Source organism: Nitrosomonas sp. Is37 (assembly GCF_033063275.1).
In the GTDB taxonomy this organism is placed as follows: domain Bacteria; phylum Pseudomonadota; class Gammaproteobacteria; order Burkholderiales; family Nitrosomonadaceae; genus Nitrosomonas.
In genome coordinates this window covers 21,749-41,007 of record NZ_JAWJYP010000013.1, presented here as the reverse complement: position 1 = coordinate 41,007, position 19,259 = coordinate 21,749, and the positions used below count along the sequence as shown (strand labels likewise).

The 19,259-nt window shown below is 46.3% G+C and carries 13 protein-coding genes; 9 read left to right on the top strand and 4 right to left on the bottom strand.

Annotated features, from left to right (window positions below; genetic code table 11):
- The first annotated feature begins 11 nt into the window (after nucleotides 1-11).
- Nucleotides 12-674, top strand: coding sequence for a dethiobiotin synthase (bioD, locus tag R2Q26_RS07730; RefSeq protein ID WP_317535795.1), 663 nt, complete (start codon nucleotides 12-14; stop codon nucleotides 672-674).
- A 228-nt stretch (nucleotides 675-902) separates the two neighbouring features.
- On the opposite strand, the gene pip is transcribed toward bioD, so the two are convergent.
- Entirely contained in the window at nucleotides 903-1,865 is a 963-nt protein-coding gene (pip, locus tag R2Q26_RS07725; RefSeq protein ID WP_317535752.1) for a prolyl aminopeptidase, read from the bottom strand.
- Between the two features lie 503 nt (nucleotides 1,866-2,368).
- Between pip and R2Q26_RS07720 the strand changes: the two genes are divergently transcribed.
- From R2Q26_RS07720 to R2Q26_RS07700, 5 genes are all read left to right on the top strand, one after another.
- Nucleotides 2,369-3,529 carry a patatin-like phospholipase family protein gene (locus R2Q26_RS07720; protein ID WP_317535751.1) on the top strand — a complete coding sequence of 387 codons (1,161 nt, stop codon included), beginning with the start codon at nucleotides 2,369-2,371 and terminating at the stop codon, nucleotides 3,527-3,529.
- Between the two features lie 12 nt (nucleotides 3,530-3,541).
- The gene (locus tag R2Q26_RS07715) at nucleotides 3,542-4,264 is read left to right on the top strand and encodes a TerC family protein (protein WP_317535750.1); all 723 of its coding nucleotides are present in this window, start codon (nucleotides 3,542-3,544) and stop codon (nucleotides 4,262-4,264) included.
- A gap of 43 nt (nucleotides 4,265-4,307) precedes the next feature.
- Nucleotides 4,308-4,733: a universal stress protein gene (locus tag R2Q26_RS07710; protein ID WP_317535749.1), complete on the top strand. Its 426-nt coding sequence runs from the start codon at nucleotides 4,308-4,310 to the stop codon at nucleotides 4,731-4,733.
- Between the two features lie 276 nt (nucleotides 4,734-5,009).
- Nucleotides 5,010-7,394, top strand: a complete 2,385-nt coding sequence (locus R2Q26_RS07705) for an ATPase, T2SS/T4P/T4SS family (RefSeq protein WP_411182330.1) — start codon at nucleotides 5,010-5,012, stop codon at nucleotides 7,392-7,394.
- A 169-nt stretch (nucleotides 7,395-7,563) separates the two neighbouring features.
- Nucleotides 7,564-8,094 (top strand): REP-associated tyrosine transposase, encoded by a 531-nt coding sequence (locus tag R2Q26_RS07700; RefSeq protein WP_317535748.1) that lies wholly within the window; start codon nucleotides 7,564-7,566, stop codon nucleotides 8,092-8,094.
- Nucleotides 8,095-8,702: 608 nt separating this feature from the next.
- Here R2Q26_RS07700 and R2Q26_RS07695 read toward each other — a convergent pair.
- The 3 genes from R2Q26_RS07695 to R2Q26_RS07685 form a co-directional block, all read right to left on the bottom strand.
- The gene (locus R2Q26_RS07695; protein WP_317535747.1) at nucleotides 8,703-9,128 is read right to left on the bottom strand and encodes a pilin; all 426 of its coding nucleotides are present in this window, start codon (nucleotides 9,126-9,128) and stop codon (nucleotides 8,703-8,705) included.
- A gap of 202 nt (nucleotides 9,129-9,330) precedes the next feature.
- The gene (glnE, locus tag R2Q26_RS07690; protein ID WP_317535746.1) at nucleotides 9,331-12,123 is read right to left on the bottom strand and encodes a bifunctional [glutamate--ammonia ligase]-adenylyl-L-tyrosine phosphorylase/[glutamate--ammonia-ligase] adenylyltransferase; all 2,793 of its coding nucleotides are present in this window, start codon (nucleotides 12,121-12,123) and stop codon (nucleotides 9,331-9,333) included.
- A 275-nt stretch (nucleotides 12,124-12,398) separates the two neighbouring features.
- Complete coding sequence (locus R2Q26_RS07685) at nucleotides 12,399-12,572, bottom strand: hypothetical protein (protein ID WP_317535745.1); 174 nt, start codon at nucleotides 12,570-12,572, stop codon at nucleotides 12,399-12,401.
- Between R2Q26_RS07685 and R2Q26_RS07680 the strand changes: the two genes are divergently transcribed.
- The 3 genes from R2Q26_RS07680 to tldD all read left to right on the top strand — a co-directional run bounded on the left by R2Q26_RS07680 (nucleotide 12,571) and on the right by tldD (nucleotide 19,040).
- Nucleotides 12,571-16,476: a YhdP family protein gene (locus R2Q26_RS07680; protein ID WP_317535744.1), complete on the top strand. Its 3,906-nt coding sequence runs from the start codon at nucleotides 12,571-12,573 to the stop codon at nucleotides 16,474-16,476. The two genes, R2Q26_RS07685 and R2Q26_RS07680, sit on opposite strands and share 2 nt — an antisense overlap.
- Nucleotides 16,477-16,593: 117 nt before the next feature.
- Nucleotides 16,594-17,463, top strand: coding sequence for a carbon-nitrogen hydrolase family protein (locus tag R2Q26_RS07675; protein WP_317535743.1), 870 nt, complete (start codon nucleotides 16,594-16,596; stop codon nucleotides 17,461-17,463).
- A 128-nt stretch (nucleotides 17,464-17,591) separates the two neighbouring features.
- On the top strand, nucleotides 17,592-19,040 hold the full coding sequence (gene tldD, locus R2Q26_RS07670) for a metalloprotease TldD (RefSeq protein ID WP_317535742.1): 1,449 nt from the start codon (nucleotides 17,592-17,594) through the stop codon (nucleotides 19,038-19,040).
- The last annotated feature ends 219 nt before the right edge of the window (nucleotides 19,041-19,259 follow it).

The window sequence follows — 19,259 nt, the reverse complement described above, 5'->3', positions numbered from 1 at the left end:
TATTGAACGCTATGCCAGTGGGTTACTTCGTGACCGGAACGGATACGGGTGTAGGTAAAACCCTCACAAGTTGCGCGTTGCTACACGCGTTTGCCATGGCTGGTAAATCGGCGATTGGCATGAAGCCAATTGCGGCAGGTTGCGAAAATGGTAAATGGATAGATGTGGAGCGCCTTGTTGAGGCCAGCAACGTACCAGCAGCGCGTGAATTGATTAACCCTTATGCGTTGGTACAGTCGATTGCACCGCATATCGCGGCTAGGCAAACTGGTATCGTTATTAATATAGCAACTGTTCAACGGGCTTTTAAAGCGTTGCAGGAAATGGCAGAAGTCGTCATTGTCGAAGGGGCAGGAGGATTTCTGGTGCCACTTGATGATCGATACGATAGCAGCGATCTGGCGCGTACATTGGGATTGCCCGTGGTGCTGGTAGTAGGATTGCGGTTGGGTTGCCTCAACCATGCCTTATTGACTGCCCGTGCTATTCATGTAAGCGGGTTATCCCTGGCAGGCTGGGTAGCCAATCAGATTGATCCTCATATGGAGAGTCAAGCAGAAAACATTCATACCTTGCAACATCGCCTTAATTGTCCTTTGCTTGGCGTTTTGCCGTTTAGCGAAAAAATAGCGGCGAGAGAATACGCCAGCTTGCTCGATATCACGCACTTGTGAGGTTGTGAATAAATCTACTGCGCTCACCAATCACTGTGTTGGGCGGTACTCGCTCCTCGCCTATCTATTTGATATGTAGCTACGCTAAAACGCAGTTTCGCTAAAACTTCGTTTTATCGAAACTCACTTCGTTCGTTTTCTCGTAGCTCCGTTCCGTCCGCCTTGCGTTTGGTGCACTCGTTACGATTTCTTCACAGCCTCTATGGAGTTGAACAGCTGGCAGGGCTACTATTTCACCAGCTTGAGTATAGTTTTGAATTTTTCCGTGGCCTGGATTAATGCTGATCGAATACCGGGTTCCCACGCAGAATGACCCGCATCCTCGATAATGATATATTCGGCTTGAGGCCAGGCTTGGTGTAAGTCATCTGCGCTGATGATCGGGCAAACGGCATCATAACGTCCCTGCACGATGATAGCAGGAATGCCGTGGAGTTTTTTGACATTATCCAGCAACGAATTCTGCGGCAAAAAGATATCGTGACTGAAATAATGGGCTTCCATGCGTGCAAGCCCGAGTGCAACCGTATCACCTGAAAAGTAATTGACGGTTTCTGGGCTGGGTAGCAAAGTGGAGCACCTGCCTTCATAGCTACTCCATGCACGGGCGGCAGGCATATGGATGGCAGGATCGGGATCCATCAGGCGTTGATAATAAGCTGCCAGTATATCTTTTCGCTCATGGGGAGAGAGCGGTGCGACAAAATCTCGCCAGGGTTCGGGAAAGAAATGGCGCAGCCCATAAAGAAACCAGTCGATTTCACTTTTGCGGCAAAGAAAGATGCCTCGCAGAATGAATCCCAGGCAACGTGAGGGATGCGCTTCTCCGTACGCCAGTGCCAATGTGCTGCCCCAAGAGCCCCCGAATACCAGCCACTGTTCGATACTTAGAGACCGTCGCAGTGTTTCGATATCCTCGATAAGATGGGGCGTGGTATTGTCTTGAATTTCACCCAAAGGCATCGAGCGTCCCGCTCCACGCTGATCGTAAATAATGATGCGGTAGTGAGCAGGATCAAAGAAGCGACGATGATTGGGTGTTGATCCAGCACCTGGACCACCATGGAGAAACAAGACAGGTATGCCATCAGGGTTGCCTGATTGCTCCCAATATAGGGTATGCCGCGCATCGACTGGCAACATTCCTTGTTGATAGGGCTCGATTTCTGGGTAAAGCTCATTATGTGACATGTCATCCTCTATTATTGATGGTATAAATTTGGCAGTTTACTGATTGCGGAGATACTGGAAAAGCAAAACAAATTACTGAATTTTGTTATTTGCTCGAGATAATCCTAAAAACTGTAGTTGAACGGGGTGGAGTATGTGATGATCCAGGTGCGAGGCAAGGCGCGATGAGGTCGCAGAGTGGTTCCCTGCAACGAAGAGCAACATCGCATTCGTGCCTGGAGCGACATATGATGCACCTCAATCAAGCGATCAGCTGCGGTTTTTAGGATAATTTTTTGTTAAAGCAGAATAATCATTGATTCAGTATACCTGGTTAAAGGAAATGATTATGATGCATACCTAAAGACAGGATGTAAGTGTTTAATGTTGATAGCAGAAATAGAAATACCTGAAAATGTTGTTGTGAGTTCAGTATGCTAATGCGTTATCATTCAGTGCGAATAATTTTTCTGAGAAAGCTTTGTGTGATGCGCTTGAAAAGCTGAGAAAGAAGCTGATTGCCAGTGAGCGAGCTGAATAATACTTCCGCACGATTATCAAAATTAGGCCTGGTTTTGACAGGTGGGGGAGCGCGTGCTGCTTATCAAGTAGGTGTGCTGCGCGCAATCGCTGAATTGTTACCTTCTCATGCGCGTAGCCCTTTTCCTATTATTTGTGGAACCTCAGCAGGCGCCATTAATGCAGCTGGTTTGGCCATGTCGGCCACCCATTTTGCCACGGGTGTGCGACAACTGGAGGCAGTGTGGGGGGATTTGCATGTTGATCAAGTGCACCGGGCAGACCTACTCGGTGTGATCCGTAACACAGCTCGTTGTGTTGGCTCATTACTGTCGAGTGATCTGGTTAGAACACCTTTTTCGCTATTAGATAATGCTCCGTTAAGAAAGCTGCTTAGCTCCCGTCTGCCGTTTCGTGGTATCCAGCGAAGTATCCATCTCGGCGCCTTGCATGCACTGGGTGTGACCGTTTGGGGATATACTTCAGGGCAATCGGTAACGTTTTATCAAGGCCATGAAAGTATCAAACCCTGGAGCCGGGTGATGCGTGTGGGTGTGGCAACGCGTATTGGTATCCAGCATTTGCTTGCTTCTTCGGCTATTCCTCTCATTTTCCCAGCGATTCGGCTAAACCGCGAATACTTTGGCGACGGCTCTATGCGACAACTCGCACCGCTAAGTCCAGCGCTACATCTCGGGGCAGATCGAATCCTGGTGATCAGTGTGACCAAAAAAAGAGAAATTCCCCTTGAGCGTGTTAAAGTAACGAGTTATCCGCCCGTAGCACAAATCGCGGGTCATATGATGAGTAGTATTTTTGTTGATAGCCTGGAAATTGATCTGGAGCGTTTGCAGCGCATTAATGGAACTTTAGCGCTCATTCCGCCTGAAACAAAAAAAGAGGGAAGTATTTTGCTGCGTCCAATAGAATCGATGGTGATTTCACCTAGCGAAAGAATCAACGAAATTGCCCTGCAGCATGCTCACTCCTTGCCACGCACCATGCGCTATTTATATCGTGCAGTAGGCGCATTGAGTCCGAGTGGTTCGAGATTGTTGAGCTATGTTTTATTTGAAGCTTCTTATTGTCGTGCCTTGATTGATCTTGGCTATCGTGACACGATGCAACATCAAGATGAAATTCTTAAATTCATTACTATGTCTTGAGAGAAATTAAATATGGATTTTTCTGATCCCCAATTCTGGGTTGCAGCATTACAAATTATTGCAATTGATATTGTACTTGGAGGAGATAACGCAGTGATCATTGCGCTTGCTTGCCGGCGATTGCCTGAGAAGCAGCGCAACCAAGGAATTTTCTGGGGAGTATTTGGTGCGATAACAATACGCGTCATATTGGTTTTCTTTGCGCTTAATCTATTGACACTTCCTTTTCTGAAACTTATTGGCGCGCTGCTGCTGCTTTGGATAGGGATCAAACTACTGCTACCAGAATCGACAGATGATGGACATGAAATTGATGCCAGCACAACTCTGCTAGGAGCTATTAAAACGATTATCATCGCTGACACCGTCATGAGCCTGGATAATGTGATAGGTATTGCTGGCGCTGCTCAAGGTGATCTTGCCCTGGTTATTTTTGGCCTCCTGGTGAGTGTTCCGATCATTGTCTGGGGCAGTAAACTGGTCATGAAACTGATGAATCGTTTCCCCCTTACCATTTTTGTTGGAGCTGGATTGCTTGGCTGGATCGCGGGTGACATGGCAATTACCGATTCGGTGACTAAAGAATGGGTCAATGTGCATGCTGCTTTTCTACACTGGCTCATGCCGATTTGTACTGCATTAGCCGTGATCGTTACTGGCAAGTGGCTGGCAGCTAGAGCGCAGAAAAATATAGCTTTAGTTGATCTCATGAAGGATACGAATAAACCAGTGTGACAATTAGGTAAGTGATGAAAAACACAATTTAAAGGAGTGTTTCATGTTAAAAATACTGCTACCAGTTGACGGCTCCACTGCCTGCTACAAGGCCATTGTCCATTTTATCCAGTTGCTCAAGTGGTATAAGGAAGTACCAGAAATTCATTTACTCAATGTCCAGCTTCCATTGCATGGTGATGTTTCCATGTTTATCAATCAGGAAAACATCAAGCAATATCACCAAGAAGAAGGCTTGAAGGATTTAAAATCGGCACGCGATTTATTGGACCAGGCTGGCATTGCTTATCAGTACCACATAATTGTAGGTGATCCGGCAAAAATGATCGTTCAATTTGCGAGTGAAAAGCAATGTGATCAAATTGTTATTGGACCACGTGGTCTTGGCACAGTACAAGGTTTGATGTTGGGTTCGATCGCCAGTAAGCTGATACATCTTTCACCGATTCCAGTTCTTTTGATCAAATAACAGGAATCGGGTGTAATTCCTCTGCTATTACCGAGAATGCCCAATAGGCAAATCGTGTTAAATATCTAGACAAGAAACCACGTCTTGCAATTCAGAGTATAGGTTATAGCAATCTGAATCCAGGTAGCTGATAAAAACAAACATGCTTTGAGCACGTTTAGTGGATTTATTTGGCTCCGTTTTACTTACATTCCCAATAACGATCGGTTGATTGCACCTGGCAGTGGTTAGTAGGTGCAATCTTTTGAATGTTAATCTTCTTGAATAAATATCACGATGAGTATGCAAGTTGCACTTAAATCATTGCCAGACAATTTTACTGAAACCAATGGCCAGCAGAATTTCTCGCAGAGATTACAGGAGATCACCAGCAAGATTCAGGCTGCCAGTAGTCTCGATGAGTTCATACCGGAAGTGAGTAAGGACATCTGTACTTTGTTCAACGCGGATCGACTGACTATTTATACAGTGAGTGAAGACAAATCATCCATTGTTTCACGCGTTAAGACTGGATCCGGTTTATTTCAGGAGTTGAAGCTGCCGATTAGCGAGCACAGCATCGTAAGTTTTGTCAGTCTGCACAAAAGAATCATCAATTTGAAGGATGTTTACGATCGGCATGAATTGATGAAACTGGACGCGCAATTATGCTTTCACAAGGAGGTAGATAAACTAACCGGTTATCGGACCAAGCAAATGCTGATGGCACCGATCTTGAATGGAGGGGAAAACGAATTACTGGGTGTCATACAAGCCATTAACCATAAGGATGATAAGCCTTTCCCTGACATCATCGTTGAGAGCATGGGTGAAGTTTGCCAGTTACTGGCCGTTGCTTTCAAGCAACGTCAGAAACAGCAATTATTAGTAAAATCCAGATATGATCATTTGATATCAGACGCTGTCATATCCGCATCTGAGCTTGAGTTGGCAGCACGATCTGCGCGTGAAAAAGGAGGTGATCTGGAAGATGTGCTCATCGATGAGTTTCAGATCAGCCCCGCTCAAATTGGCGAAGCATTAGCTGATTACTTCCAAGTACGCTATGAGCCATACCGGGCTGACCGGGTTAAACCGATCGAGGTCTTGAGGAATCTCAAGCGGGATTTTGCTGAGAGTAACCAGTGGCTACCGATTGATGAAACTCGGGAGGGTTTGGTGGTATTGACGCTAGATCCGGAAAAAATCAAAGCGCTGCGCATAGTCAATCAGGTTTTTCCCAAGCATAAAATTATTTATACAGTCTGTACCCAGCGAGAGTTCAAGGCGACATTGGATTTGTTTTATGGGAGTGGTAAAGGCATTGCCTTTGAAGATATCGGTAATATCGATGATATGCTTTCCAAGCTCAAAGAGAACGAGGAAGAGTCGGTAGTCGAAATAGATGAAACTTCTGCAGCTTCTGAAAACGAGCTGGTCAAGCTGGTCAATAAGATCATCATGGACGCCTATAGAATGGGTGTTTCCGATATCCATATTGAGCCTTATCCTGGCAAAGAAAAAACCAAAATTCGTTTTCGCAAGGATGGCTCGCTGATGCCTTATATCGAAATTCCGGCCAGCTATCGCAATGCGCTGGTAACGCGGATCAAGATCATGTGTGACCTGGATATTGCTGAGAAGCGCAAACCGCAAGATGGCAAAATAAAATTCAGAAGGTTTGCGCCGCTTGATATTGAACTAAGGGTAGCTACGCTTCCTTCTGCCGGCGGGCTGGAAGACGTCGTCATGCGTATTCTGTCAGCGGGAGAGCCGATTCCACTCGATAAAATGAATTTTACTGCCCGCAATCTGCAAGAACTCAAATCAATTATCAGTAAACCCTATGGCTTGTTTTTCGTCTGTGGTCCGACCGGCTCTGGTAAAACGACCACGCTGCATTCGATTCTGAAACACCTCAACACGCCAGAAACCAAAATCTGGACAGCTGAGGATCCCGTTGAAATCACCCAGAAAGGATTGCGTCAGGTGCAGATCAATGTCAAGGCTGGCCTCACCTTTGCCATGATAATGAAATCCTTTCTGCGGGCGGATCCGGATATTATCATGGTGGGTGAAATGCGTGACAAGGAAACGACCAGTCTCGCTATTGAAGCGTCACTGACTGGCCACCTGGTGTTTGCTACTTTGCATACCAACAGCGCGCCAGAGTCGATCATCCGTCTGCTGGATATGGGCATGGATCCATTCAATTTCTCTGATGCCTTACTTGGCATTCTGGCGCAACGCCTGGCGAAACGTTTATGCAAATGCAAAAAACCGCATACTGCCAGTCAGGAAGAAATCAGGATGCTACTCATGGAATATTGCGAAGAATTGAAAAATATCGAGCATTTCAAAGCTAACCCTGAAGCAGCTTATCAGCAAATTGAAGACCGCTGGATGCAAGAATATGGGGATGAGCAAAAACAGATTACCCTATACGAAGCAGTCGGTTGTGATCAATGCAACGGCACGGGTTATTCAGGGCGCGTAGCGTTGCATGAACTCCTGACTGCAACCGATGCCCTGAAAAAGAACATTCAGGAACATGCGCGCGTAGCCGAGATGCTGGTGACTGCACTCACTAATGGTATGTGCACCTTGAAACAGGATGGCATCGATAAAGTGCTGCAGGGTATTACTGACATTCATCAGGTGAGGGCGGTGTGCATCAAGTAATTTCATTTCTAAATCAAACCTGGCTTTGTCAGCTCACCTTGCCGTATTACTTATACTGTCTGCGGCTCGCTCTTGCGTCATGTTTGATTTGGAAATGGAATAATTTTCTCTATGACGTAGGGCGCAAATAACCAGCGGGCATTGCGCCGTCTCGTGTGAGGTCGTTACTATGTCAGATTATCGTCGACTTTGGCATGCGGGTGGAATCTATTTTTTCACTGTTAATCTGCTACAACGACATGAAAATAATTTGCTGATCCGGCATATTAACGTATTGCGTAACGTTGTTGGCCAGGCTCGAAAGCGCCATCCCTTCCGAATTCATGGCTGGGTGGTATTGCCTGATCACTTACACTGTGTGATAGAGTTGCCGCCAGGCGATGCGGATTTTGCTATGCGTTGGCGTTTGATCAAGATGGGCTTTTCCAAGGCGCTACCAAAGTTGGAGCGGTTATCCACAGTACGAGCAAAACGAGGTGAGCGAGGCATTTGGCAGCGCCGCTATTGGGAGCACCTGATTCGGAATGAAGCTGATTACAGGGCGCATATGGATTATGTCCATATCAATCCAGTGAAGCATGGATTAGTAGAGCGTGTCGCAGATTGGCCCTATTCAACATTTCATCGATGGGTAGCACGAGGTGTCTATCCGTCAGATTGGGCTGGTGGAGCGGAAGATACCTTGAACTATGAAGACTAGCCTTCCCTTCTTGAGGATGCAGCTTGTAGGGTGCAATAAGCTTGTAGGGTGCAATAAGCGTAGCGCATTGCACCAGATGGATAATAAGTGAGATACATGCGGCGCAATGTCCGCTGGTTATTGCGCCTTACGCGGGTTGCACCTTACGCGAGTTCCACCCCAGAATAACATCCGGATGTAAAAAAACCGCCCAGCTTGTAGGGTGCAATAAGCGCAGCGCATTGCACCGGATGATGAAGTGAGGCACATATGGCGCAATGCCCGCTGGTTATTGCGCCCTACGCGGGCTGGTTATTGCGCCCTACGCTGGCTATCCCAGCCCAGAATAACATCCTAATGTAAGAAAACCGCCCAGGGTTTTTCGAGGGCGGTTCATGTGGTGGGGTACAACTTGTAGCACCGGATGGATAAGTGAGGCACATACGGCGCAATGCCCGTTGGTTATTGCGCCCTACGCGGGCTTACGCGGGTTGCACCTTACGCGAGTTGGTTATTGCGCCCTACGCGCTTACGCGGGTTAAAAACCGCACATCCGGTGGTGTGGGAGGGGTAACGGATACAATCCGTTACCCCGACCCGATCGGGGGTTGGGCCTTACGCAGGTTATCTTATACGCGACAATTTGCTGGACGATATTTAGCAATTAAGGTACCACCGGTACAATTCCAAGTAACATCTCTGCTGTTAGCCGAGAGAGTCGGTGTCATCATTATGGTGCCACCACCTGCTGTGGCAGTGTAAGTAATTGTAATAGCAGCGGTACCATCGTTTGCAATAGCAATACTTGTTACATTTGGCGTTGCATCTGGGCTTACATAACCCGTTGCCGCTTGAGTCGCAGGCAGTGCATTATTGCTAGTTGTCGTTTCAGAGACAGCCAATTTGGCAGAGGACGCCAAGCTTAAGCCTTCTGTGACTCGCGCCCTGATGGTGTAGTCTTGATAAGCCGGAATCGCCACCGCCGCCAAAATACCAATAATGGCCACGACAATCATTAACTCGATCAGGGTAAAACCTTTTTGCATTTGTTGCATGAATCATTCTCCTTTGGGTTGAAAAAAACGGCCCACTGAGTGCATGGGATAATATGAGCAGAATTCGCGCAATATCTTTTACTTAAAAGAATGCTGTTGGCATCATAATGGCATTCAGGAAAAAAGTGTGTTTTGAAATAAGCGGTTTATTGGGTGCTTTTCTCAAATTAGCACTGAGTAAACTACTTAGAGTTGGCTACCCCTATATACCAAATACCTGTTCCCATAGTTGCAATACCGCCATGCGTGCATGGCTTAGATAATCGGCTTCGATCCGGGCAAAACCATCCGGTTTTTCTTGGAAAGCAACGGAGCCCGCAAGCTCAGGGTCGGCATTTAATCGTAAGCGGTGTTGCAAGCGACGAAATTCGCGGTAGGCTGTCAGCACTTGCTGGGCTGTTTCAGTTGGAATAAGCCCCAGTTCACCGGCAAGTTTCAGCAGAGCGATATTGCCAATATTGCCGGTGAGTTGCGGGTACTTGTGCGCGTAGCCAAGCACCAGATATTGCACGATAAATTCCACATCAATGATGCCTCCTCGGTCATGCTTGATATCGAACAGCGTGGTTGGATTAGGGTGGGCATCCAGCATTTTTTCGCGCATCATCAAGATATCCTGTCTGAGCTGAGCGAGATCACGCTGTTTACATAGAATTTCCTTGCGGATTTGTTCAAATATTGTCCCAATCTGCTGATCACCCGTGACAAAGCGGGCGCGCGTCAATGCCTGGTGCTCCCATACCCAGGCTTGTGTATGCTGATATTGGGTAAATGCTTCAATAGAGCAGGCCAGGAGACCGCTGGTACCGTTAGGGCGCAAGCGTAAATCAGTTTCATACAAGACTCCGGCCGAGGTGTGGCTGGTTAGCCAGGTATTGGTGCTTTGTCCTAGTTTGGTGTAAATCTCTTGCGCATCAGGATGGTTATCCTGGTATAGGAAAATGATGTCGAGATCTGATGCGTAGCCAAGTTCTTTGCCACCCAGTTTGCCGTAGCCGATGATGGCAAAAGCAGGCTGTTTGCAATGTTTTCTCTTGAGTCCTCTCCAGGCAAGGTTGAGTACGTTGTCGAGAATGAGATCGGCGAGCTCGGTCAGATGATCGCTGAGCGTTTCCAGTAACAGCTTTCCTTCCAGATCGATCGCCAGTAACCGAAAAACCTGTGCATGCTGGAAATGCCGCAGGACATCCATTTGCCATTCGGTGATATTGCTTTTGGGGCTGTCGACATGGTTGAGCTGGCGTGCCAGCTCTTGCCTAAGCGCAGGCCAATCGGGCAGTTGCGACGGCCCCCGTGGTGCTAACAGCTCATCGAGCAGGATGGGATGCCTGCCTAGATAATTACTTGCCCATTGACTGGCGCTGACCAGCTTGGTGACCCGAGGCAGGGTTTGTGGGTGTTCCAACAATAAGGCCAGGTAGGCTGCATGCTGACTGATATGCTCCAGCAGTTGCAGCATACGCTCCAGCGTGGCTTCCACCGGCGGAAACTGAGCAATCGCTTCTACCAGGATGGGCATCAATGATTTGATTTTTGGCTGGTTGGCTGGTGGTAATTGTTGGAAAAAATAACCGCCATAGAATTGCTGGATACGCGCCGAGATTTTTTCAGGCTCGGTAAACCCCAACGTCGTCAGCTGAGTGGTGGCAGCTTCCACCTGAGTTCTGTCTCCAGCCTGCTCTTGCCAGAGGCTTGCCAGGATGTCATGGGTTGGAGATTTGCGTGGGGCAGCAAAGATCAATTCAAAATGGCGGGTGACATTGTTGCGGTGGATATCGAGCTGTTGCAGGAAATCGGCAAAACTGGGATATCCCATGGCTGCTGCAATTAATTCCTGATCTTCAGGGTTTTCAGGCAGATTCTGGGTTTGCTGGTCATCCAGATATTGCAGACGATGTTCCAGCTTACGCAGAAAGCGATAGGCATCGATGAGTTCAGTGAAGGTTTGAGCAGGGACAGGCTGTTTCTGCTGCAGGCGTTGCAGAGCAGTTAGCGTAGGTCGTATACAGAGATCTGCGTCCCGTCCACCGCGTATCAGTTGAAAAACCTGGGTAATGAATTCAATTTCACGGATCCCGCCAGGACCCAGTTTAATGTTGTCATGCATTTCGCGACGATCTACTTCCTTGCGTAGTTGCGCATGCAGGCGACGCATGGCTTCATAGGCCTCAAAATCTAAATACTTGCGAAAGACAAAAGGGCGTGTGATTTCCTCCATCAGGATCGCGGTTGGTGTAGCGGGGCCTGCAATAACCCGACTTTTGAGCCAGGCATGCCGCTCCCATTCTCGCCCCTGCGTAACAAAATATTCTTCTAGCATTGCGAAACTGATTGCCAGGGGGCTGTTTTCTCCGTGCGGACGCAAACGCATATCGACTCGAAACACATAGCCATCCACTGTATAATCATTCAAGCTGGCAATTAGCTTGCGTCCCAGGCGAGTAAAGAAATCATGGTTGGAGATAGATTTTCTGCCATTCGTTTCTCCATCTTCGGGGTAGATGAAAATCAGATCGACGTCGGAGGAAACGTTGAGCTCTCCTCCTCCCAGTTTGCCCATGGCAACGACTAATAATTGCTGCGGGGTTAAACTTTTTTCACCAATAGGTGAACCAAACTGATTTGGGTGGGTCATCCAGTTTTGATGATGCGCGAGTGCAAAACGAATGGTGACCTCTGCTAAATTGGTCATCGTGACCATGACTTCAGTCAGATCAGCCATGCCAGCCAGATCGCGTGCAGCCAGACGCAGAATGACCCGTTTACGAAGCTTACGCAGGGCGCTATGCAGACCCGTTTCATCTAAGGTTTGGATCGAGCAGGCTGTGTTTAGGAATGTGAGCATTTCCTCTCGTGCAAAAGGACAATGGAGATTTTCAGCCAGATAGGTGCGTAAATCGGGCTCGCTTTCTAGGAGACGTCGCGCATAGCGGCTGAAGCGAAGAATGCTTTTCAGCGCTAATTCAGGTGATGAATCGTTGGGATGTAAAAACATATTCAAGGTTGAAATAAAACATTTTTGGTTTGCTGAAACCAGTTATATCGATATGTAGATAGAATGAGTGTTTTGTGTGGGTTTCCGGACCGGAAAATGTTCCTGTTTCATATTAGATACTCATTGTGATCAAACTCTTCTTTTTGTTTTCTAAGGATTAAGCAGTTTTTCTCAGATTAAAAGCTGAGTTTCATATTAAACCTGGATACTTTAGTTGATTGCTGGTTCTGGTGTTAATATTATGAATATAATAACCTTTCCTATAAGTTTCATCCTTACCTTGTGGGTGTTTCTGCTCCGGTGCCGATTGTGCGATTTTGCAAGCACATGGCTGCGTTGCAACTCTTTGGAATGGGACGACTATTTCCGCGCCGTTGCGCCTTACCCTGCACTTGCAGAACGACACACTCTATCCTGCTCAACTGAAAATCTAGGTTAAATTGTGCCATGATGCATTCCTTTATTAAGCATAGCATCTTAACTTTGCGTAGGCTCGGGTGGGCTGTGTTTGCTGTCACAATGTTTTTTTTCCTGCTGCTGTTGTCATTGCGTTATTGGCTGCTTCCCGATATTGAGCGCTACCGACCAAACATCGCTGCCGCTATTTCTCAGGTTGCAGGACAAGTAATCAGTATAGAGCGCATTGATGCAAACTGGGATGGATTACACCCATATTTACGCTTGTATGGTGTGCGAGTGCATGATAAGCAAGGAATTCCTGTTTTAATTCTGACCGAGCTGGATGGGTCACTTTCCTGGCGATCGCTGCTATACGGAGAATTGCTCTTCCGTGAAATTAGAATTGAGCGACCCGTTCTGAACATCCATCGTGATGCAGAGGGTGTAATACACATCGCAGGCGGTACGTTTGATCAAGAGGATGCTGACAATGGCTTTTTCGATTGGCTGTTAAGTCAGCGCCAGCTGCTCATCAATGACGCTGATGTTTATTGGCTGGATGAACCACGTGCTGCGCCAGTCCTGTATCTGAAAAAAGTAGGTTTACGTATGCATAATAAAGATGGCCAACACCGTTTTGGGTTGCGGCTAACTCCGCCAGATAAAGTGGCCGCTCCCATCGATATACGCGGTGATTTTACGGGTGAATCGGTTAATGCATTGGATCAGTGGCGCGGGCGCTTATTTGCCCAATTGAATCATGTCGATCTCGGTGCCTTGCAAACTTGGTTATCGTTTCCAGGCGAGCTGGAATTTGATCGTGGCAGTGGAGCTTTTCGTGCGTGGATTGGCATGGAGGGTAAGTCTGTCACATCCTGGATAGCTGATGTCAATCTTCATGAAGCATATATGCATTGGGCAAAGGATCTCCCAAGGCTTGATCTTACCCATTTGCGTGGTCGCGTGGGGTGGAAAAGAAATAGCGACGCGGATCAGCGGGAAGATGAATGGTTTGCCCAGCAGTTGAGTGTTGCCATTGAAAATGAATTGCTTGTCAAACCGGTAAATATTTTATGGCAAAGATGGGAATTGGATGGAGAGATATCTGAAGAAAATAAATTACGGATAGATGATCTTGATTTGAGCGTTGTTGCTTCCTTGATAAGTTACCTGCCTATTGAGAATTCCTTGCAAAAGCACTTCAGTGAATTATCTCCAAAGGGAGCAATAGAGCATGCCCAAATCTATTGGCAAGGGGATTGGACAAGGCCTTTATCATTCACTATGGAAGGAAGTTTCCACAATTTGGCCATGAAAGAGTTTGGCAAGCTGCCCCCAGTGAGTGGAATAAGTGGCAGCGTCAAGGTATCTGAGCAAGGTGGATCGCTCAGTCTTGATTCAGATAGAGCCAGCATGAAATTGTTTGAGGCATTGGATGAACCACTTGAACTCGATAGACTCATCGCGCAGGTTGATTGGAAGATATCGCCTGATCAGGATAAGACTTTGTTTAAATTCAATCACATTGCATTTGCTAATCGCTATGTGTCCGGAACGATGCACGGTCGCTACCATAGTGGTGCCAGTGAGCAACTAGGTACAATCGATCTGGCTGGAGAGTTGACGAATGCAGAAGTAAGTTATGTCAAGAGGTATCTGGCGGTCGTGGCTGATCGGGAAGCTGCGCAAAATTGGCTGGATAAGGTAATCGTAGGGGGGCGGTTGGAGGAGGTCAAATTTGCTATTCAGGGTGATTTGAGTAAATCTTCTTCGGAGCTACGCGATAAGCTTGCTTTGAAGTTGATAACCAAAATCACTGACACAACGGTAAATTTACCAGAAGGATGGCCGAGCGTGACAGATATTCAAGCCGATCTTTCGTTTCAGGATAATCAGCTCGAAATGGCGATTTCGCGAGCAAGAATGGCCGATATTGTAGTGAAGGATACACGGCTGCGAATTGCAGATTTAGATGCACCACAACCAATTTTACAACTGAAAGGAGGGGCCGAAGGCGCCACTCAAAATATAATTAATTTGATTGAAAAAAGTCCTCTTAATCTCCATGCTGCTGATTTTTCTTATCAAGGCAATATTACCGGCAATGGAAAATTGCGCCTGGAATTAGCCATGCCGATAAAATTATATCGAGATAAAAGTAAACATATCGAGCTAATGGGTCATTATCAGTTTATCGATAACAAGATTGATTTAGGTCATGATTTGCCTGCTTTGAGTAAGGTTAATGGGTTGCTTGCTTTTACTGAGTCTACTTTGACAATTGAAGATGTGCGTGCGCAAATGATGGGAGGGCCGGTGAAGATTAATTCTATTGCCTTGCCGAACGAAGGTATGCGCATTGTAGCGGCAGGCAAGGCTAATTTCGATCACTTGCATTCACCTAAACCTGATCATTCGGCGAGTACTCTGCAGTTGTGGCTGCAGTTTATGCAGGGAGTCACTGATTGGTCAGCAGTTTTTGATATTAGTGAAAAAGGAATCGATGTGAAGGTCGAATCACCGTTAGTGGGAGCCGCTTCTTCATTACCTGAACCTTTTGCCAAAACTGCTGGAGAAATGATTCCTTTTAGTTTTGAGAAGAAATCCATTGATTCAGAACATGAGATTCTGCGCTTTCGTTATGGCGAGGTAGTAACGGCAGAAATTCAACGAGTACGAGGAGAAAATGGTCATTACTATCCAGCACGTGGTGCGATGAATTTTCGAGCTGCACCAGCTGAATTGCCGAAAGATACCGTCACATTCGTACATGGTACGATTCCCGTGTTGGAATGGGATCGGTGGAAAGCACTTTTCGATCGGCATGATGAAATTACTGCCCGATCAGGACAAGCTGGTCGAGGAATTAAGGCATTACTGACTGATCGGGTCAATTTCAATTTAAACATCGGCAGACTAGACTTTTTAGGAAGCCGTTTTAATGAGTTTGTATTGAATGCCAATAAACACGGTGGGCAATGGCATACTTCTGTTGTAAGTAAAGAGGTCATCGGTGATATTGTTTGGGATTCTGTCAGGAAGGAAGCATTTGCACGATTAAAAAAAATGGTAAAACCAGAAACCATTCCGGAGTCTGACTCAGTCGTGAAAAAAAAGAACCAACCCAAGGATTGGCCAATCATGGATCTACATGCTGACGAGTTCTATGTTGGAGAAAGGCTATTAGGTAAATTAGTTTTGTTGGCTCATCAGCAGATAGATGGTTGGCATATCGATCAACTGCAAATTACTCACGCCGACAGTTCTCTTTTGATGCAGGGAGTGTGGCAGAATCGTATTACCCCTTTTCAAATGCAAGCGGAAGTCGAACTGCGAGCAAAGAGTATAGGCAAATTTCTGGCGCGCCTGGGCTATCCGGGGCGTATTGCACGCGGAAAAGGTGAAGTGGCGGGTTCATTGGTATGGATGGGGGAGCCTTTTTCCATAGATTTCCCTTCTCTGTCTGGCAATCTGAGAGTGGCTGCACAACGTGGTCAATTTACCAGATTCAAGCCAGGGGTGAGCAAATTGCTGGGTATTTTTGATCTAAAATCACTTCCTCGCAGACTGACATTGGATTTTTATGATGTATTTAGTCAAGGTTTTGGTTTCGATGATATATTGGGCGATGTTAGAATTACCAGAGGGGTAGCGGTGACGGATGAACTGCAAATTGCAGGAAGCGCAGCCTATCTTGCTGTGAGTGGAGAAATAGATCTGACAGAAGAAACTCAAGCGCTCCTGGTCAAAACGTTTCCTTCGCTTGGGTTGGCTACACCAGTAGTAGGGATTGCTTCCATGATTGCGAATCAGTCGCTGAAAGATCCATTTGATCGTGTTTTGTTTAATGAATATGTTATAACGGGTACGTGGGATAAGCCTGTAGTGGTTAAATCGCAAAATTCACAAGAAATTAAGGAATCACAACAAGAATTCAAGCGTAATGAGAATTGACTGGTATGGATTGCTTTTTGGGGAGAGGCATATTATGAGCTACTTTATTGCTTTTGTGAGCAAAATTCTGTTCTTGCCCGAATTCAGTGAAAATGGGGACTCGTACGGGAGGAAGTTATGTTGAATCATTCGGGCATTTTCTCAAAGGAACTGCCAGAAAAAGAGAGTAACAATACATTACGTGTTGCGGCTATTCAGATGGCATCAGGGCCAAGTGTATCTGCAAATCTGGAAGAGGCGTTCCGCTTGATTGAGCTGGCGGTATCACAAGAAGCAAAGCTGGTTGTACTTCCGGAATATTTCTGTATTATGGGGTTGCGCGATACCGATAAGTTAAGTGTTCGTGAACAGCCAGGCGAAGGTATGGTCCAATCATTTTTGAGCGAGACGGCTAAACGTTTTGGGATTTGGTTGGTGGGCGGATCAGTGCCATTGGAGAGCCAGATATCTGATAAGATTTATAATAGTTGCCTGGTTTATAATAATGAAGGCAGGCAAGTAGCACGCTACGATAAGATTCATTTGTTCGGCCTTGAATTGGGTGAAGAACGCTTCGCAGAAGAAAAAACAATCAAAGCCGGAGATAAAGTAGTTGCAATAGATTCTCCTTTTGGGCGTATAGGCTTATCTATTTGCTATGATCTTCGATTCCCCGAACTTTATCGTCTGATGGGAAAGGTTGATATCATTCTTGCCCCATCTGCTTTTACTGCAATTACTGGTAAAGCACATTGGGAAACTTTGATCCGTGCACGTGCTATAGAGAATCAGGCGTATGTGATTGCGCCAGCTCAGGGAGGGTTTCATGTCAGTGGCCGTGAAACCAATGGAGATAGTATGATTGTTGATCCCTGGGGTGTTGTGATTGATCGACTGGCACGTGGATCCGGAGTTGTGGTGGCAACGTTGGATCGTGCATACCAATCTAGCGTGCGCGCAAGTTTGCCCGCACTAGAACATCGTTGCTTATGCTTATACCCATGTTAAATGCAGAAAGGAAGACTGTTCACTATGAACAGGGTGGGTGAGTAGAGGTATTGAAGAATGATAGATTTTAATCTGTTTCTTACCCAAAAAGTTAGAATGTGTGATATAGAAGTGAATATAATTTTAAGATGAACGAGTTTTTTACCATTGCTGATCGTTGCCTATTGATGCCCTATGAGCTGGATGCGAATAGATTGCATCAGATATTTGGGCAAATACTTACACACAAGATCGATTATGCCGATCTTTATTTTCAATATAACCGTTCTGAGGGTTGGGTTCTCGAAGAAGGTATCGTTAAATCAGGTAGCTTTAATATTGACCAAGGTGTAGGGGTGCGCGCAATCAGTGGTGAAAAAACGGCGTTCGCCTATTCAGATGAGATCAGTCTTGATGCACTCGTATCTGCAGCAAAAGCAACGCGCGCCATTGCTGGTCAGAGAAGCATGCATCCGGCCCGAGTTGCTAAGCAGGTGGCATCCTATAACAGTAGGTCGCTTTACCTTCCTCAGGACCCCATTGCAAACTTTAAAGATAGCGACAAGGTGGCATTGTTGGAGAGACTTGAACGATTTGCGCGTGCGATAGATAAACGCGTCATTCAGGTTGTGGCATCGCTTGCGGGTGAGTACGAGGTTATCATGGTTGCACGTAGCGATGGTTTACTAGCTGCTGATGTGAGGCCATTAGTGCGAATGTCATTACAGGTGATAGCAGAAGAAAAAGGCCGGCGTGAGCAAGGCGTTGCTGGCGGTGGTGGGCGATTTGATTACACCTATTTCACTGATGAAATATTAAACGACTATGCACAAAAGGCAGTACACCAAGCGATAGTAAATCTGAATGCGAGGCCTGCTCCGGCAGGCACTATGACAGTAGTTTTAGGAAATGGCTGGCCTGGTATCCTGCTGCATGAGGCCATTGGTCATGGATTGGAAGGCGATTTTAACCGTAAAGGTAGCTCGGCTTTTTCTGGACGCATTGGTGAACGAGTTGCGGCCGATGGTGTGACTGTAGTGGATGATGGTACGCTTGCTAATCGTCGTGGATCTTTGAATATTGACGATGAAGGGAATCCAACCCAATGTACGGTATTGATTGAGAATGGTGTACTCAAAGGCTATTTACAAGACAGCCTAAATGCAAGACTCATGAAGCAACCCCTTACAGGTAATGGTAGACGCGAATCTTTTGCACATATTCCCATGCCACGCATGACAAATACCTATATGCTCAATGGAGATAAAAATCCAGAAGAAATTATTGCGTCAGTGAAACATGGATTGTATGCCGCAAATTTTGGAGGTGGGCAAGTAGATATCACGAGTGGTAAATTTGTCTTTTCTGCTGCAGAAGCTTACATGATAGAGAATGGGAAAATTTCTTACCCAATAAAGGGCGCAACTTTAATCGGTAATGGCCCAGATGTTCTGACACGTGTTTCCATGATAGGTAATGATATGGCGCTTGATCCAGGAGTCGGCACATGTGGGAAAGAGGGACAGAGTGTGCCAGTAGGCGTTGGGCAGCCAACATTGCGAGTGGAAGGATTAACCGTGGGAGGAACAGGCGGTTGACGGAGTCAGCGATCTTACTGCTGATTAATTATAAATCCAGGATATTTTCTCAGCGTCAGTTAGTCGGGAATAAAACCCAGATTCCTAGTAATATATGCAGATGCATGCATTTCTTTGTATTGTAAAACGAATAGCGGTTTGTCTGATGATATAGGCGTTATCGTTTGTTAACAGGATTGATTCCTGCAGCTTGAGTTTAAAAAAACTGAGAGTTAACTG

Excerpts from the sequence above, each read along its gene's own strand:
- bioD (WP_317535795.1), top strand. The coding sequence starts at position 12 with ATGCCAGTGGGTTACTTCGTGACCGGAACGGATACGGGTGTAGGTAAA.
- R2Q26_RS07715 (WP_317535750.1), top strand. The coding sequence starts at position 3,542 with ATGGATTTTTCTGATCCCCAATTCTGGGTTGCAGCATTACAAATTATT.
- R2Q26_RS07695 (WP_317535747.1), bottom strand. The coding sequence starts at position 9,128 with ATGCAACAAATGCAAAAAGGTTTTACCCTGATCGAGTTAATGATTGTC.
- glnE (WP_317535746.1), bottom strand. The coding sequence starts at position 12,123 with ATGTTTTTACATCCCAACGATTCATCACCTGAATTAGCGCTGAAAAGC.
- tldD (WP_317535742.1), top strand. The coding sequence starts at position 17,592 with ATGAACGAGTTTTTTACCATTGCTGATCGTTGCCTATTGATGCCCTAT.
- R2Q26_RS07705 (WP_411182330.1), top strand. The coding sequence starts at position 5,010 with ATGAGTATGCAAGTTGCACTTAAATCATTGCCAGACAATTTTACTGAA.
- R2Q26_RS07685 (WP_317535745.1), bottom strand. The coding sequence starts at position 12,572 with ATGGCACAATTTAACCTAGATTTTCAGTTGAGCAGGATAGAGTGTGTC.
- R2Q26_RS07680 (WP_317535744.1), top strand. The coding sequence starts at position 12,571 with ATGATGCATTCCTTTATTAAGCATAGCATCTTAACTTTGCGTAGGCTC.
- R2Q26_RS07675 (WP_317535743.1), top strand. The coding sequence starts at position 16,594 with ATGTTGAATCATTCGGGCATTTTCTCAAAGGAACTGCCAGAAAAAGAG.
- pip (WP_317535752.1), bottom strand. The coding sequence starts at position 1,865 with ATGTCACATAATGAGCTTTACCCAGAAATCGAGCCCTATCAACAAGGA.
- R2Q26_RS07700 (WP_317535748.1), top strand. The coding sequence starts at position 7,564 with ATGTCAGATTATCGTCGACTTTGGCATGCGGGTGGAATCTATTTTTTC.
- R2Q26_RS07710 (WP_317535749.1), top strand. The coding sequence starts at position 4,308 with ATGTTAAAAATACTGCTACCAGTTGACGGCTCCACTGCCTGCTACAAG.